This window comes from Citrobacter sp. wls757 (genome assembly GCF_005280935.1).
GTDB classification, from domain to species: Bacteria; Pseudomonadota; Gammaproteobacteria; order Enterobacterales; family Enterobacteriaceae; genus Citrobacter; species Citrobacter portucalensis.
This window is the reverse complement of sequence record NZ_SZWU01000076.1, coordinates 5,543-20,490: the sequence shown is the minus strand read 5'-3', so window position 1 is coordinate 20,490 and position 14,948 is coordinate 5,543. Positions and strand designations below refer to the sequence as shown.

General features: G+C 46.9%; 14 protein-coding genes. 4 read left to right on the top strand and 10 right to left on the bottom strand.

All coding sequences use genetic code 11. From position 1 onward, the window contains the following. Positions 1–141: 141 nt before the first annotated feature. Complete coding sequence (gene mdtG / locus FDW94_RS20515) at positions 142–1,362, top strand: multidrug efflux MFS transporter MdtG (protein ID WP_137378161.1); 1,221 nt, start codon at positions 142–144, stop codon at positions 1,360–1,362. 64 nt (positions 1,363–1,426) lie between these two features. Here mdtG and FDW94_RS20510 read toward each other — a convergent pair whose 3' ends face one another. Continuing rightward, positions 1,427–2,758 carry a sensor domain-containing diguanylate cyclase gene (locus FDW94_RS20510; protein ID WP_137378160.1) on the bottom strand — a complete coding sequence of 444 codons (1,332 nt, stop codon included), beginning with the start codon at positions 2,756–2,758 and terminating at the stop codon, positions 1,427–1,429. Positions 2,759–3,449: 691 nt separating this feature from the next. Here FDW94_RS20510 and FDW94_RS20505 point away from each other — a divergent pair. After that, positions 3,450–3,827, top strand: coding sequence for a MysB family protein (locus FDW94_RS20505; protein ID WP_008784346.1), 378 nt, complete (start codon positions 3,450–3,452; stop codon positions 3,825–3,827). On the opposite strand, the gene FDW94_RS20500 is transcribed toward FDW94_RS20505, so the two are convergent. The 3 genes from FDW94_RS20500 to mdoG all read right to left on the bottom strand — a co-directional run bounded on the left by FDW94_RS20500 (position 3,828) and on the right by mdoG (position 8,188). Continuing rightward, complete coding sequence (locus FDW94_RS20500) at positions 3,828–4,055, bottom strand: YceK/YidQ family lipoprotein (RefSeq protein ID WP_003832117.1); 228 nt, start codon at positions 4,053–4,055, stop codon at positions 3,828–3,830. 76 nt (positions 4,056–4,131) lie between these two features. Beyond that, entirely contained in the window at positions 4,132–6,660 is a 2,529-nt protein-coding gene (gene mdoH / locus FDW94_RS20495) for a glucans biosynthesis glucosyltransferase MdoH (protein WP_048235662.1), read from the bottom strand. Further along, the gene (mdoG, locus tag FDW94_RS20490) at positions 6,653–8,188 is read right to left on the bottom strand and encodes a glucans biosynthesis protein MdoG (protein ID WP_095533147.1); all 1,536 of its coding nucleotides are present in this window, start codon (positions 8,186–8,188) and stop codon (positions 6,653–6,655) included. The genes mdoH and mdoG overlap by 8 nt, the downstream gene beginning before the upstream one ends. Before the next feature lie 271 nt (positions 8,189–8,459). Here mdoG and mdoC point away from each other — a divergent pair, with 271 nt between their 5' ends. After that, positions 8,460–9,620, top strand: coding sequence for a glucans biosynthesis protein MdoC (gene mdoC, locus FDW94_RS20485; RefSeq protein WP_032942947.1), 1,161 nt, complete (start codon positions 8,460–8,462; stop codon positions 9,618–9,620). A gap of 19 nt (positions 9,621–9,639) precedes the next feature. Here the strand turns inward: mdoC and FDW94_RS20480 are convergent, their stop codons facing one another. The 6 genes from FDW94_RS20480 to csgB form a co-directional block, all read right to left on the bottom strand. Then, positions 9,640–11,130 carry a phospholipase D family protein gene (locus FDW94_RS20480; protein WP_204191349.1) on the bottom strand — a complete coding sequence of 497 codons (1,491 nt, stop codon included), beginning with the start codon at positions 11,128–11,130 and terminating at the stop codon, positions 9,640–9,642. Beyond that, entirely contained in the window at positions 11,063–11,605 is a 543-nt protein-coding gene (ymdB, locus tag FDW94_RS20475) for an O-acetyl-ADP-ribose deacetylase (RefSeq protein ID WP_032942945.1), read from the bottom strand. Before ymdB ends, FDW94_RS20480 begins: the two co-directional genes overlap by 68 nt. Positions 11,606–11,705: 100 nt before the next feature. Next, entirely contained in the window at positions 11,706–12,026 is a 321-nt protein-coding gene (locus FDW94_RS20470; RefSeq protein WP_048214480.1) for a type 1 fimbrial protein, read from the bottom strand. Between the two features lie 149 nt (positions 12,027–12,175). Continuing rightward, positions 12,176–12,508, bottom strand: a complete 333-nt coding sequence (gene csgC / locus FDW94_RS20465; RefSeq protein ID WP_020996502.1) for a curli assembly chaperone CsgC — start codon at positions 12,506–12,508, stop codon at positions 12,176–12,178. A 60-nt stretch (positions 12,509–12,568) separates the two neighbouring features. Continuing rightward, positions 12,569–13,018 (bottom strand): curli major subunit CsgA, encoded by a 450-nt coding sequence (gene csgA / locus FDW94_RS20460; RefSeq protein WP_008784338.1) that lies wholly within the window; start codon positions 13,016–13,018, stop codon positions 12,569–12,571. A gap of 40 nt (positions 13,019–13,058) precedes the next feature. Continuing rightward, positions 13,059–13,514 carry a curli minor subunit CsgB gene (gene csgB / locus FDW94_RS20455; protein ID WP_032941802.1) on the bottom strand — a complete coding sequence of 152 codons (456 nt, stop codon included), beginning with the start codon at positions 13,512–13,514 and terminating at the stop codon, positions 13,059–13,061. 760 nt (positions 13,515–14,274) lie between these two features. Here csgB and csgD point away from each other — a divergent pair. After that, positions 14,275–14,925, top strand: coding sequence for a biofilm master transcriptional regulator CsgD (gene csgD, locus FDW94_RS20450; protein WP_003832092.1), 651 nt, complete (start codon positions 14,275–14,277; stop codon positions 14,923–14,925). Positions 14,926–14,948 lie beyond the last annotated feature (23 nt).

Here is a 14,948-nt window from a genome sequence, read left to right as displayed (position 1 = left end):
CCAGTGGGCTGCAACCCGCTCCCTACCCGTTTTAGGTTTAACTGCTATCCGCATTGCAGCAACTATCAACCAGGCGCATAATTAGCCTGCTTACTTATATTCAATCGATAGCGCAAACAGCGCATCACACTGCGGATCGCTATGTCACCCTCAGATGCCCCCATAAACTGGAAACGCAACCTCACCGTTGCCTGGTTAGGTTGTTTTTTAACCGGAGCAGCATTTAGCCTGGTCATGCCCTTTTTGCCTCTTTACGTCGAGAGTCTCGGCGTCACGGGTCATAGCGCCCTGAATATGTGGTCAGGCCTGGTCTTCAGCATCACCTTTCTCTTTTCAGCCATTGCCTCTCCTTTCTGGGGTGGTCTTGCCGATCGCAAAGGACGAAAAATCATGCTGCTGCGTTCCGCGTTGGGCATGGCAATTGTGATGCTGCTGATGGGACTGGCGCAAAATATCTGGCAGTTCTTAATCCTGCGCGCCTTGTTAGGGCTGCTTGGTGGATTCATCCCCAATGCGAATGCACTGATCGCCACCCAGGTTCCACGCAATAAAAGCGGCTGGGCACTGGGAACGCTTTCAACCGGTGGCGTTAGTGGCGCACTGCTCGGGCCGCTAGCTGGCGGCCTCCTCGCGGATCAGTACGGATTACGCCCGGTATTTTTCATCACCGCCAGCGTGCTGCTGGTCTGCTTCATCCTGACGCTATTTTTTATCCGCGAGCGTTTCCTGCCAGTGAGCAAGAAAGAGATGCTGCACATTCGTGAAGTCGTGGCCTCTTTAAAGAACCCCAAACTGGTGCTGAGCCTGTTTATCACCACTTTGATCATTCAGGTAGCCACCGGTTCTATCGCGCCAATACTGACCCTGTACGTTCGAGAGTTGGCTGGCAACGTCAGCAATATTGCATTTATCAGTGGGATGATAGCCTCTGTCCCCGGCGTTGCGGCATTAATCAGCGCCCCGAAACTTGGCAAATTAGGCGATCGAATTGGCCCGGAGAAGATCCTGATCGTCGCGCTGATCGTTTCTGTGTTACTGCTTATTCCGATGTCATTTGTCCATACGCCCTGGCAGCTTGGTGTTCTGCGCTTTTTATTGGGTGCGGCCGACGGCGCTCTGCTCCCGGCGGTACAAACGCTGCTGGTTTACAACTCGACCAATCAAATAGCTGGACGTATTTTCAGTTATAACCAGTCATTTCGCGATATCGGTAACGTAACAGGACCTCTAATGGGGGCAGCGATATCCGCCAACTACGGTTTTCGTGCCGTTTTCTGTGTGACCGCGGGCGTCGTACTGTTTAACGCCCTGTACTCGTGGAATAGCCTGCGCCGTCGTCGGAGTACAGAGGTCGTGGGATGATTTGTGTATTTGTATTCGCCGGTTCGGAATAATAAACTTATCTTACACGGCGTATATTTCAACCTTAATGATAATAGTAACACACCTTATTTCTGCCAGAATTTTTGGCTTCATACAATGCGGCATCGGCGTATGAAACAACTTTATCCGCTGATTCATCATCAATCTTACTGCAATATACACCGATACTTATCGTCATTTTTTCTTTTAACTCATACGAATTTGGTATTGTCGTACCATTCTCTACATTTCGCCTAATTCGCTCTGCAACAACAATTGCCTCATCTTTATCGTTACACTTAAGAAGGATCGCAAATTCTTCACCGCCTACTCTGGCAAAAATATCCGTATCTCTGATTGATTTATTGACAATGTCGACAATGCTGATTATCACTCTGTCACCTTCCTGATGACCGTAAGTATCATTAATCCGTTTGAATTTATCAATATCCAAAACCATTACACATACTGTGCCTTTTGCTAATGATGATTTTAATGACTTATAGAATAGTTTACGATTATATATTTTAGTCATTGCGTCTTTAATAGCTGAATCCGTTTCTTTTTTTAAGATGATGAAGGTGTTGTACATCAGTATTGAGATTATACACAGGGCACTTATCACCTCAATCCCCCGGCTTACATACCAAATATACATGCTATATTCATCCAGGCTCAGAAGTAGTACATTGGTCAATATTGCTGAGCAACACAGTAGCCCTATACTTTTCCACAAGATGTTATGCGTTCTGGTTTTAATGATTAAATACAACAGGACCAGTCCCCAGGATACAATAAGCGAATAAATGTACCCAATATGCCAGTGCACGGTGACATTATCAGGCTTCAGGCTTGTGATCTCGAGTGTAAAATTAGGGTTGTAACTGGCCAGAGCGTGCGCCACCACCGCGATAACAAGCATGATTAAAAAAGACAGAACGATATAGCAAGGTTCTCTTTCTTTGGTTTCAATAACTGTCGAGGATACTTTATAAGATTTTAATGAAACAAATAGCAGAGCAATGAAACTAATCTGCCGAAAGTAATAGAATATGGCTATATCGTTAGTTCTTTTATCGATTGAGGCATAATCATTAATCAAGTCCTGAACGATGTAGATAGTCTCGATGAAAAATATGTTATTCCCAAGAAACGCCATACCTAATATCATAAGGCAGGTGAGATCTTTTCTACAAAGATACTGGAATAACATAAACAGGAAGATTATCCCATATAAAAAGAATAACCCTACAATTATAATCAGATATACTGTTTGCGGCACACTTTGTATCGTTAATTTAAATTGTGTAAGACACACTCCACCAAGAACATAGCTAGCCAAACAGATTATATAGAAAGCCATTAACCTTCTATTATTTGAATTGCCGTTATCCATAACAACCTTAAGGGCTCTCTTAATTTTGCATTTTATATAATAAAGCATAAGATTTTGCAAACTATTATATCTGCACAGATTCAATGACACTAATTCATTTCTTATTTAATGGTTTCTTATAGATTTATAACCTTTGTCATTAATAACATTTTATTATGTATACTATTTTAGTATCACTCACACCATTCACAGTCCCCATACACAAAAGATACTTTGTCACTACCAGAGACACCACTAAGTTTAGCCACTTTCATTGATTGCACCTGCGACACTTCCGTATTGGGCATTAATTTTCTTCTTTGTTTTTATTAAGTTATGAAATATTACGTCATAAGCGATCGGATTCCCTCTCTAAAACACATAAAAAATAACGTTCAACCCTGAAGATTTCCTTATATAACGTCATTTTTTAATTTTTGGATTTTCATTACTACATTGCAAATCACATACATTACTATTTTTTCTTGAATTTTTTCCTGATATTACGTCGGCTTCAGTATCTGCCAATGTAAATTTTTTCATAAACAACCGAAGTTACTTTCCCCCAGTCTCGTAGGCATTGCAGGCAGTAATCATCTGATTGAGTGAGCCATGCAGCTAACGGGTTTGACGCTCTGCGGATCGCCGTCTATAGATTGAATCATCCCCCTTTATTGTTCGCCTTAGGAGAAGAAATATGGCAAAGAATGACATGAATTTTTATGCCACGTTGGAAGAGGCTATTGATGCAGCTCGTGAAGTGTTTCTGGCTGATAACCCTGACCTTGAGTCAGACGACGCCAGCGTTCAACAGCTAAGCGTCCAAAAATACGTGCTACAGGATGGCGACATTATGTGGCAGGCGGAATTCTTTGCTGACGAGGATGATGTAGATGGTGAATGTCTTCCAATCCTGAGCGGGGAAGCGGCCCAGAGCGTTTTTGATGGCGACTATGATGAAATTGAAATCCGCCAGGAGTGGCAGGAAGAAAATACGCTTCACGAATGGGATGAAGGTGAATTCCAGCTGGAACCTCCCCTTGATACTGAAGAGGGACAGACCGCAGCCGATGAATGGGATGAGCGATAATTACTCGTAAGGTCCATGATGTATGTCGAGCGGCAGCAGCAACGTATCAAACACCAGCGAAAATGGCAGATCGAGGATAGTGACGTAGCGCCATGCGGAGTCCCTAACATCCCATTGCACGCCAGGATAGTATTGGTTTCCGTGTCCTTGCCCTGGGATGGTACGACTAATAATGCTGCCGCATCCGCTCAGGAAGAAGATCATTATTCCTACAGCCAATATTCGCACCTGCTACCTCACGACTCATTCTATTCAATATAAAAAAATACCGGCACCAGGCCGGTATTTTCACGTTACAGAACGCTTATTTTTTCCTGAGCGCCAGCGGGTTCAGTGTTAGTCCCTGATAGTAGTTCACCCACGAAGAATACTTATCAGGTGAATTCCAGACACGGTAATGTAAACGCGCCATGGTCACCGGATCGCTCAACAACACCAGGCGACGATCGCGATTCAGTTTCTCCGGCGTTTCGTTCAGTGCCTGTTCCACATGACGATCGCGTGCAATCTCCAGCACGTTGCTGGCGCGGTGGCGTGCAGTCGCCATGGCCGTGGCCAGTGCGTTAAACGACGGATTAAACACCGCATGCATAAAGCCATCGTCCAGCGTACGTTTACGGTTCATCACCAGATAAGTATCGGTATCCACCAGCACCTGCGGCGGAGAATACTCTTCCGGGATCAGGAACAGCTTCCAGCGCTTGGTACGTAACCCCACCGTGGAACGGCTGGAAATCACGGAAACAAACGGTGACAGGATCAGCGAGAAGACAATCGGTGCCAGCCAGAACAGGAAACGCAGATCCAGCCAGGCCATACCCACAGCCCACACCAGCCCCAGCAGTAACTGAGAACCGTGACGCATAAACGCTTCACCCCACGGGGTCGAATCGTCATCACGCTGCGGCGAATTCCACACAACTTCCCAACCGAGGAAGGCACTCACGACGAAGACGGTGTGGAACAACATACGCACCGGCGCCAGCAGCACGGAGAACAGAACCTCCAGCAGCAGCGACAGCGTAACACGTATAAACCCGCCGTACTCTTTCGTCCCTTTACACCAGATGAGCAAGATACTCAGCAGCTTCGGCAGGAACAGCAGCACCATCGTTGAAGCAAACAGCGCGATCGCCAGTTCAGGTCGCCATTGCGGCCATACCGGGAACAGCTGACGCGGTTGCAGGAAGTACTGCGGCTCCGTCAACGCATGCACCACCTGCAATGCGGTAGAGAGCGCGAGGAACATAAACCAAAGCGGCGCAGACAGATAGGACATTACACCGGTCAGGAATACCGCACGGTGAACCGGGTGCATCCCTTTCACCAGGAACAAACGGAAGTTCATCAGGTTGCCGTGGCACCAGCGGCGGTCACGCTTGAGTTCATCCAGCAGGTTCGGCGGCAGCTCTTCATAAGAGCCCGGCAGATCGTAGGCAATCCACACGCCCCAGCCAGCACGACGCATCAATGCCGCTTCCACGAAGTCATGGGAGAGGATCGATCCCGCAAACGAGCCTTCGCCCGGTAACGGCGCGAGCGCACAGTGCTCGATAAATGGCTTCACGCGGATAATTGCGTTGTGGCCCCAGTAGTGTGATTCCCCTAACTGCCAGAAGTGAAGCCCGGCGGTAAACAGCGGTCCGTAAACACGGGTCGCAAACTGCTGGCAGCGCGCATACAGCGTATCCATACCGGAAGCCTTCGGTGAAGACTGGATAATCCCGGCATTCGGATTCGCTTCCATCAGACGCACCAGGCCGCTCAGACAGTCACCACTCATCACTGAGTCAGCGTCCAGCACCACCATGTAGCTGTACTGATTTCCCCAGCGACGACAAAAGTCATCAATGTTGCCGCTTTTACGCTTCACGCGACGACGACGACGGCGGTAGAAAATCTGTCCTTCGCCCTGCACCTCAGCAATCAGCTCCATCCACGCTTTTTGTTCTGCCACGCAGATATCAGGATTGTAGCTGTCGCTCAGGATATAAACATCGAAATGTTCGGCGTTGCCCGTTGCTTTGACCGATTCCCACGTGGCGCGAAGTCCCGCAAATACGCGGTCAACGTCCTCGTTACAGATAGGCATAATCAGCGCGGTACGGTGTTCGGGATTCAGCGGTTCGTCCCCGACCGTTGAGGCCGAGATACTGTACTTATCTCGTCCAATCAACAGTTGAAGGAAGCCCATCAGCGCGGTCCAGAATCCCGCAGACACCCAACAGAAAAGCACGGCAAACAAAATGAGAATTCCGGTTTGCAGCATGTAGGGCAGCAGTTGCATAAAGGAGACCCACAAGTTCTGTCCCATCATGTCTACCGGATTAATAAATGCCCACCCCTGATACGGAAGGATCGTCTTCATATACCAGGTTGCTACGACCGTTTGCGCCAGCGTTAGAATCAACAGCGTATAGCGGCGGATGGTGCCTACGGTACGCCATTTTTGCTCGCTTTCCTGTTCTTCTTTCGTCAAACGCGAAAGATAACGCGGCGTCACATCGCGCCCACGCAAGCGATCCCAAAAACGACCAACCGGGTTGGTACGCCAGGGATCGGGGAACATAGAGGTACGCGTTGCTTTTGGCATCGCCTGCAGCTGATCGCGGCCCTCATCGTCCTTAACCAACTGCTCTTTAGCCAAAGAATCCGGCCATGCTTGCTCAAGGCGAGCTTTCACAGAACCCTGCGGTGAATCATCTTCGCGCGAGTAAGTACGATGCTCGGCATCCAACGCCTGATGAACAGCGCGGATGTCAGTTTTCGGCAGTGCCGCTTTCTCGATATCCGAAAGCGGCATTGCGTCAATATACTCAGTTGTCTTATTCATTGGCAGGTAACTGGTAGCTCCAGGTTTCACTCAGCGTCTGATCGGCATTGACCAAGGCAGCACGCATTTCAGTGGTTTTCTTCACGTCTTTCACTTTCACGCGCAGCATCAAACGCCAACCTTTAGATACCGGGTTATAGCGCACAGTGCTTTCAACGATTTCACCGTTGTCGCCAATACTGGTTTGTGCGGTAACCGGGGTATCCTGCGGCAGCTTTTTCATATCTGTGCCGGTAAAGTCCACCACAAACGCGATGGTACCGTCAGGCTGACGAATCAGGTTGGACTGTTTTACATCACCGGTAGAACGACGAGTCTGCTGTACCCAGGCGCTTTCCGGCGCATGAAGCTTGTCCTCATCACGCGTGAACGTCAAAGTGTACTTGAAGTTCATCTCTTTGCCCGCTTCAGGCAGTTGATCCGGCGTCCAGTACGCAACGATGTTATCGTTCGTTTCATCGTTAGTTGGGATTTCAACTAACTCAATCTTACCTTTACCCCATTCACCTTTTGGCGTGATCCAGGCGCTTGGGCGCAGATCGTAACGATCGTCGATATCTTCAAAACGCGAGAACTGACGGCCACGCTGCAACAGTCCGAATCCTTGCGGGTTTTCCATTGCGAAGCTGCTCACCGCGAGATGTTTCGGGTTATTCAGCGGACGCCAAATCCACTCCCCATTGCCCGCGTGGATAGACAAACCGTTAGAATCATGCAGTTCCGGACGATAGTTTGTCGCCGGAGACGGCTGGTTCGGTCCAAACAGGAACATACTGGTTAACGGTGCCACACCCAGTTTGCCCACTTTGTCGCGCAGGTAAACTTTGGACTGAACATCAACGACCGTGTCACGACCTGGAATAATGACAAAACGATACGCTCCGGTTGCACGCGGAGAATCCAGCAAAGCATAAATGGTTAAACGTTTATCAGTCGGTTTCGGACGTTCGATCCAAAACTCACGGAAGCGGGGAAATTCTTCACCAGAAGGCAGAGCGGTATCAATCGCGAGGCCACGCGCTGACAGGCCGTAGACCTGACCTGCACCCAGAACGCGAAAATAGCTGGCACCGAGCATGCTGACGATTTCATCGTTTTTATCTTTGCTGTTGATCGGATACAGCACTTTGAACCCGGCGAAGCCGAGATCTTTTACCGTGTCTTTATCATGCTGAACATCGCCAAAATTAAAATAATCCGGGCTGTATTTGATTCTTTTCACCGCCGTGGCGGTAACTTCGTTGATTTTGACCGGCGTGTCGAAGTACATACCCTGGTGGTAGAACTCGAGCTTAAATGGGGTCTTGAGATTGCTCCAGTACGCTTTATCGCGATTGAACTGGATCTGTTGATAATCCGCATATTTCATGTCGCGGAAAACGGAGGGCAAGTTACTTTTTGGCGCCTCATAGCCTTTCCCGGCTAAGGATTGAGCTTGTTTTGCAACATCATCAATACTGAACGCCCAGCTCGATGATGTGTACAGCGTTAACATGACTGCTGCACCCAACCAACGCATTTTCATCATTTGTAGTTTATGTTTCATAATTAGTAAGCACTTCCCCCTTTGTGTGCTTATATTGATCCGATCCATTTTAATGGATAATCGGGTACTCCGACAACTGAATCCCTGTATTGTTCGCGCGCTGGCTCATGGTTTAAGCAGGTTCATCTGCCTGTTTTCACTTTGCGTGCTTATCCTGGAGACAGGTTGTTGGACTTCGTGTAGGGTTGCCCTCGAATGTAACCATTATTCGTCTTAGGGATAAGACGAAAAGTCTGAGAATACGTAACTGTCTATGAGCTCTGTATCACCACCACGTGAATATTTTCTTGACTCCATCCGTGCCTGGCTAATGTTGTTAGGGATCCCATTCCATATTTCATTGATCTACTCCACCCACACCTGGCACGTGAACAGCGCAGAACCGTCATGGTGGTTAACCCTTTTTAACGACTTTATCCATGCATTTCGCATGCAGGTCTTCTTTGTCATTTCAGGTTATTTTTCCTACATGCTTTTTTTGCGCTATCCGTTAAAACGCTGGTGGAAGGTGCGTGTAGAACGCGTGGGGATCCCCATGCTGACCGCGATTCCGCTGCTTACGCTGCCGCAATTTATCATGCTGCAATACGTGAAAGGGAAAGCAGACAGCTGGCATACCCTCAGCGGCTATGACAAATACAATGCGCTGGCCTGGGAGCTGATTTCCCATCTGTGGTTTTTACTGGTTCTGGTGGTGTTAACGACCCTGAGCATGTGGGTGTTTACCCAGATGAAAAACAGACTGTCACGTGGAGACGGTACCCCTGCATCGGGGGTGTCAATGACCAAATTAACGCTGATTTTTATATTGTTGGGTGTCGGCTATGCCGCCGTCAGAAGAACGATTTTCATCCTCTACCCTTCGATTCTCAGCGATGGCATGTTTAATTTTATCGTTATGCAAACGCTGTTCTATGTGCCTTTCTTTATGCTCGGTGCGCTGGCGTTTATCAATCCGAATCTGAAAGCACTGTTTACCACGCCATCGCGCGGCTGCACGCTAGGCGCCGCATTCGCATTTGTCGCATACCTGCTCAATCAACGTTACGGCAACGGCGATGCCTGGATGTATGAAACCGAATATGTCATTACCATGGTCATGGGGCTATGGATGGTGAATGTCGTCTTTTCGCTTGGCCACCGTTTACTGAATTTCCAGTCGGCTCGCGTGACCTATTTTGTCAACGCGTCGCTGTTCATCTATTTGGTGCACCACCCGTTAACGCTGTTTTTTGGCGCGTATATCACACCGCATATCAAGTCGAATCTGCTGGGTTTTCTCTGCGGTCTGCTTTTTGTGGTTGGAATTGCGGTCATACTGTACGAAATCCATTTACGGATCCCGGTGCTGAAGTTTCTCTTTTCGGGTAAACCGCCCATTAAGCAGGATAAAAACAAGGCGGTAGCCGGTTAGTTTTCTTGCATTGAATGGTTCAGAGCAACCATTCAATGGGCAGCACGGATGCAAGCCTCACCAGAACCCGCTTCCAGAATCCTGTAGCGGGTTCTTTTTTCAGTACCTGTTCGCTGCCAGAAAGCCGATCAACCCAGTTGATTCTGCCCCAACGGTCAAGACGTAGTTGCCAGGCCATGTCACGCTGGCTTTGCATAAAACGTTTATGAATCAACTCAGCCAGTACTTCACTCTCAATCACAAACCCCATTTCCGTATTGAGCAACGTTGAACGGGGATCAAAATTAAGCGATCCTATAAACACTTTACGACCGTCAATACTGAAGGTTTTCGCATGCAGGCTGGAGCCTGAATTACCGGTTAATCCCCGGTCGTGTACTGCTGAAACGCGATCGCGGGTTGGTTTGAGCTCGTATAACTCCACGCCGTAGCGCAGGAGTTTTTTTCGCCAACGCGCATAGCCTGCGTGAACAACCGCGACATCATTCGCCGCCAGAGAATTAGTTAAAATTGCGATCTTAACGCCTTTTCTCACCAGTCTCAGGAGCTGCGCCACACCGGCGCGAGTTGGTACAAAGTAGGCGGAAATAATATCAATACGCTCGGTGGGAGATCCCATCACGTCAAACAAACGCTGCGGTAATAGTGAGTGGCGCGGCGCTTTCCCCTCTCCTTTTGCAGGATCATCACTCAGCAAGCGCGTTTTCGCCCAAATTAGCGGCAGCGACCTCTGATCGAGATGGGTCATAAACTGGCTGGTTTCCAGCTTATGTAGATAGCGACGCGTTATGTCATCGTTATACCAGGATTCCGGAAGTTCGATTTTTTGCGTAGAAGCTGGTTCAGCCACCTCAAGTACGTTTTGCAATGTTGAAACCGAACGGCAGTGCCAGTAACGGTCAAAGTCGTCTGCAACATCCTGGACAACCGGTCCAATAGCCATAACGTCCAGATCGGAAAACAGTGGTTGTTCGCCTGCGCCAAAATAGGCATCGCCTATATTTCGCCCCCCCACAAGAGTTACGACGCCGTCAGCGGTATAACTTTTGTTGTGCATACGTCGATTCAACCGGGCAAAATCGGTTAAATAGCCCAGGGCACGCAGGATGCGAAAGGAAAAGGGATTAAACAGGCGGACTTCAATATTAGGGTGATTGTCCAGCAAACGCAGCGTGTCATCCAGACCTGGCGTGTTGTTATCATCCAGCAACAAACGCACCCGGACGCCCCGCTTCGCTGCGGCCAGCAAAACGGAAAATAACAATAGCCCGGACATGTCGCTTTCCCAGATGTAATACTGAACATCCAGGGTACGTTCCGCCATTTCCGTCAACCGATAGCGAGCAGCAAACGCATCCAGGCTGTCATCCAACGTCAGAATGCCGCATTCTCCCGGGTGGTTTACGCATAGCGGCGTGATGGCACGCTCAAGTCGCGTCATATCAGTCCGTGCGTTCATCGCCTTGTTGGGTAAGTAATCTCTTGTATAGTCGAGCGTTTTCTTCATCAAAGCACACGAAGTATATTTGATCGGGTAGCGTACGTCGGGTGATAAATTTCAACACCGTTTTCACCGCGATCTCTGCCGCTGCAGCACGTGGATAACCATAAACTCCGGTGCTTATAGCTGGAAAAGCAATGGATTGATAACCATTGGCTAAGGCCAGTTGCAATGTATTTAGATAGGCCTCTTCAAGTCGTTCAGCCTCGTGGTGATCACCGCCTTGCCAGACAGGTCCTACGGTGTGAATAACTGCTTTTGCCGGAAGCGCTCCAGCCAACGTGATAACGGCATGCCCGGTCGGGCATTCTCCCTGTTGTTGTATAACCTGTTTGCAGGCCTCCAACAACGCAGGCCCGGCAGCACGATGAATCGCGCCATCGACTCCACCTCCTCCCAGTAACGAGGAGTTGGCCGCATTGACGATCACATCTACCGCGATCGTCGTAATGTCGCCCTGTAACACATGAACACGCGATTGCATAAGTTCCCCCTGACAAAACACTCTGCGTTAAGTGTACAGCAGGGTTTTCCTTGAAATCTCACTTTTTAGCCATAAGCGTGCATACCTACGCCAGAATGATTCATTTATATTCAATATTCAGAATAGCCATGCTTTTCTGTTCATTGAGGTAATGCATTTTCACCGTGGCAATTTGTTGCACACTCTGAGGCACTGTCGTGACCTGTTGCAGGTCGTAGAGACTATTACTCATCGTGCCATCACGCATACATGACAATTCAATCTGTTGTTGTCGAGTGTTAACGTCGCAAGGTGCTTCAACTATTGCACCACGAAAATGAATAACCCCGCCGGGTAAGATTTGCGTCGCCATTGCGGGGAGGGTGAAAAGAGAAAAAGCCCACAAACCGGTATTTAAAATACGCTTTAATAATGTACACATAAGGGTTCCTCAATGATTAATCATCCTTGAGGGATCGCAATGATCCTTCACCGCTGCGAGTTACGATCAAATAAAACGTTTGTTCGTTTCTATATTCATAGAACAGCACTGCACTCCCAGCCACACCCTTAATGCAAATCCGGCAAAAATTATGGGTGACTGTTTGAGTCAGGCCATTGTTGCGACAGATGCAGAGACTGCCCGTCAGAAACGGTAACGATAATTTTGACCGAATCCTCCGGTGAAATATTAAAGCTCATTTTTGTTAATTCAATTGGCCGATTAGCAGGGACCGAAAGGCTTGTTTTCTGCTGTGACTGACTTTGTCCGCCCTTTCCTTTACGTACGGCAAGGACTTGCACTTCACATACGCACGGTTGAGCTAATGTCACCTGAGGAATAATGGTGTACATGTCACCTTGCTGAGTTGTATTGAATGTTATTTGATTTGCCAACGCGGCAATGAGTAATAGCGTGTGCATAATATTCTCCCGAAAAAAAACAGGGCTTTCGCCCTGTTTATTATCAGTCAGAAAACTGAATTAGTGCTGGTTAGCTGTAGCATTGTTGCCATAACCAACCTGCTGAATCAGCACATTGGAGTCAGACGCTGTCTGATTAACCACAGCACCGTTACGACCACCGAACTGAGTTACGCTGATATCAGCATTTTTTGCATTCCACTGATTGATATCAGCACTGTTCTGGAAGCCGGTCTGTTTCAGGCTAATGGTACTGTCATCAGCACCTTGGCCGACGGTCGCACCGTTACCATGTCCGTGTTGTGTGATAGTCACGTCTGATTTACGTGCATCACTTTGCAGCGCATTCGCAACGTTACTAGAGCCAAATTGGTAAATACTCATTGAAGAGTCTGGGCCATAGTTGCTACCGCCACCATGATGATTACCGCCCCATTGCGGAACAACACCTGCCAGAGCACTGCCAGAAACTACGATTGCTGCGAATGCTGCCACTTTTAAAAGTTTCATGGTAAACCCCCATCGGATTGATTTAAACGTCGTTTATGGATTAGCGTTGAGTAACGCGAATTGCCATTTGCGACTGTCTCTGCACCACAACTGCTGTTTTTTGTGTACCGTACTGGGTAATATTGGCTTTATTACCAGAGCCTTTCTGGATAATCATCGCCGTATTACCGTAAGAGCTTTGTTTAATACTCGCATCATTAGAGCTACCCGTTTGATCAATATATGCAAAGTTATTTGATCCCGTCTGATCTGTTTTCGCCCGGTTACCTGAACCTTCTTGCGAAATGACCGACAATAACTTGGTGCCCTCCTGGCGAGTATTTGCACTATTAGCAGTACCAACCTGACCAATAATGGCTGCCTGATTAAATGAAGACTTACTTAATTCATTTACCGCAAAGTTATATTCTGAATTAGCTAAATCATAACTGGTTGCGGATGCAATCCCAGGCACACCCAGTATTGTAAACATCATAAATAACAACTTGTTTTTCATGTTGTCACCCTGGACCTGGTCGTACATGAAGTTAAATTAATTACCACTCAAATTGTTGTTAACATGACTTACATTTGTTAACGCCACGTTACGATGAAGAGTATGTCCGTGGAAACATTTTAAATAACTCACCCGCGAGTGGTATTTTTATATCCGGATTCACACCAAAGTACTAATTAACAGTGAATAACACCGCTTCAGGCCTGGCTTTTATTTTTATTTTGCTATCAGTAATGAATTTCTATGCAGTCACTGAGAAAGTGCATTTTGCACGAAATCAGGGCCTCTCAGTACAACGCCGAGATAGACATCGGTACAAGTCGTGACAAAGGTCATTTTTTTCCATCTAAAATTGACCAACGTAAATTGAGACAAGGATTTTAGAATTCATTAGAAATATAAAACTCAACATCTATTAATTAACTGATTTAAAATCAATGCGTTACTATAATTTGTATGATTTTTTAAATCTATGCAGCAAAGGTAAAATGTACAACTTTCCTATCAAATCTAAACTCTAATAAAACCATAAAATCACATTTCAATATATAATTTTACAAGTTGTTACATGTTTAACACTTGCTTTAAGATTTGTAATAGCTAGATTGAAATCAGTTGAAGTCCATTTGTTTTAATATTTTCACCCCTTTGGGTCGATATTTTATATCTACACAGCAGTGCAACATCTGTCAGTACTTCTGGTGCCTCTATTTTAGTAGAGACAGCTGTCAGGTGTGCGACTAAAAAGTGGAGTTTCATCATGTTTAATGAAGTCCATAGTATTCATGGTCATACATTATTGTTGATCACAAAACCTTCTTTGCAGGCAACTGCATTATTACAGCATTTAAAACAATCACTGGCACTCACCGGAAAACTACATAATATTCAACGTTCTCTGGATGATATATCCTCCAGCTGCATTGTTTTACTGGATATGATGGAGGCAGATAAAAAACTGATCCATTACTGGCAAGATAATTTGAGTAGAAAAAACAACAATATAAAGACGTTATTGTTGAATACTCCTGATGATTACCCTTATCGGGATATCGAAAACTGGCCGCATATCAATGGTGTTTTTTACGCAACTGAAGACGAGCAGCGTGTCGTAAGCGGCTTGCAGGGTATCTTGCGCGGTGAATGTTACTTCACGCAAAAACTTGCCAGTTATCTGATCACGCACTCTGGAAATTATCGTTATAACAGCACGGAGTCGGCACTGCTGACGCACCGTGAAAAAGAGATCCTTAATAAATTGCGTATCGGCGCCTCAAATATTGAAATCGCTCGCTCACTGTTTATCAGTGAAAATACGGTAAAAACACATCTTTATAATCTTTTCAAAAAGATAGCTGTCAAAAACCGTACGCAGGCGGTCTCATGGGCCAATGATAACCTCAGGCGATAAAGCCATGAAACGGTATTTGACCT

Bases quoted from the DNA above. Each gene is read 5' to 3' on its own strand.
- mdtG (WP_137378161.1), top strand. From the start codon at position 142: ATGTCACCCTCAGATGCCCCCATAAACTGGAAACGCAACCTCACCGTT.
- FDW94_RS20510 (WP_137378160.1), bottom strand. From the start codon at position 2,758: ATGGATAACGGCAATTCAAATAATAGAAGGTTAATGGCTTTCTATATA.
- csgD (WP_003832092.1), top strand. From the start codon at position 14,275: ATGTTTAATGAAGTCCATAGTATTCATGGTCATACATTATTGTTGATC.
- csgC (WP_020996502.1), bottom strand. From the start codon at position 12,508: ATGCACACGCTATTACTCATTGCCGCGTTGGCAAATCAAATAACATTC.
- FDW94_RS20505 (WP_008784346.1), top strand. From the start codon at position 3,450: ATGAATTTTTATGCCACGTTGGAAGAGGCTATTGATGCAGCTCGTGAA.
- FDW94_RS20470 (WP_048214480.1), bottom strand. From the start codon at position 12,026: ATGTGTACATTATTAAAGCGTATTTTAAATACCGGTTTGTGGGCTTTT.
- ymdB (WP_032942945.1), bottom strand. From the start codon at position 11,605: ATGCAATCGCGTGTTCATGTGTTACAGGGCGACATTACGACGATCGCG.
- mdoG (WP_095533147.1), bottom strand. From the start codon at position 8,188: ATGATGAAAATGCGTTGGTTGGGTGCAGCAGTCATGTTAACGCTGTAC.
- mdoC (WP_032942947.1), top strand. From the start codon at position 8,460: ATGAGCTCTGTATCACCACCACGTGAATATTTTCTTGACTCCATCCGT.
- csgB (WP_032941802.1), bottom strand. From the start codon at position 13,514: ATGAAAAACAAGTTGTTATTTATGATGTTTACAATACTGGGTGTGCCT.
- csgA (WP_008784338.1), bottom strand. From the start codon at position 13,018: ATGAAACTTTTAAAAGTGGCAGCATTCGCAGCAATCGTAGTTTCTGGC.
- mdoH (WP_048235662.1), bottom strand. From the start codon at position 6,660: ATGAATAAGACAACTGAGTATATTGACGCAATGCCGCTTTCGGATATC.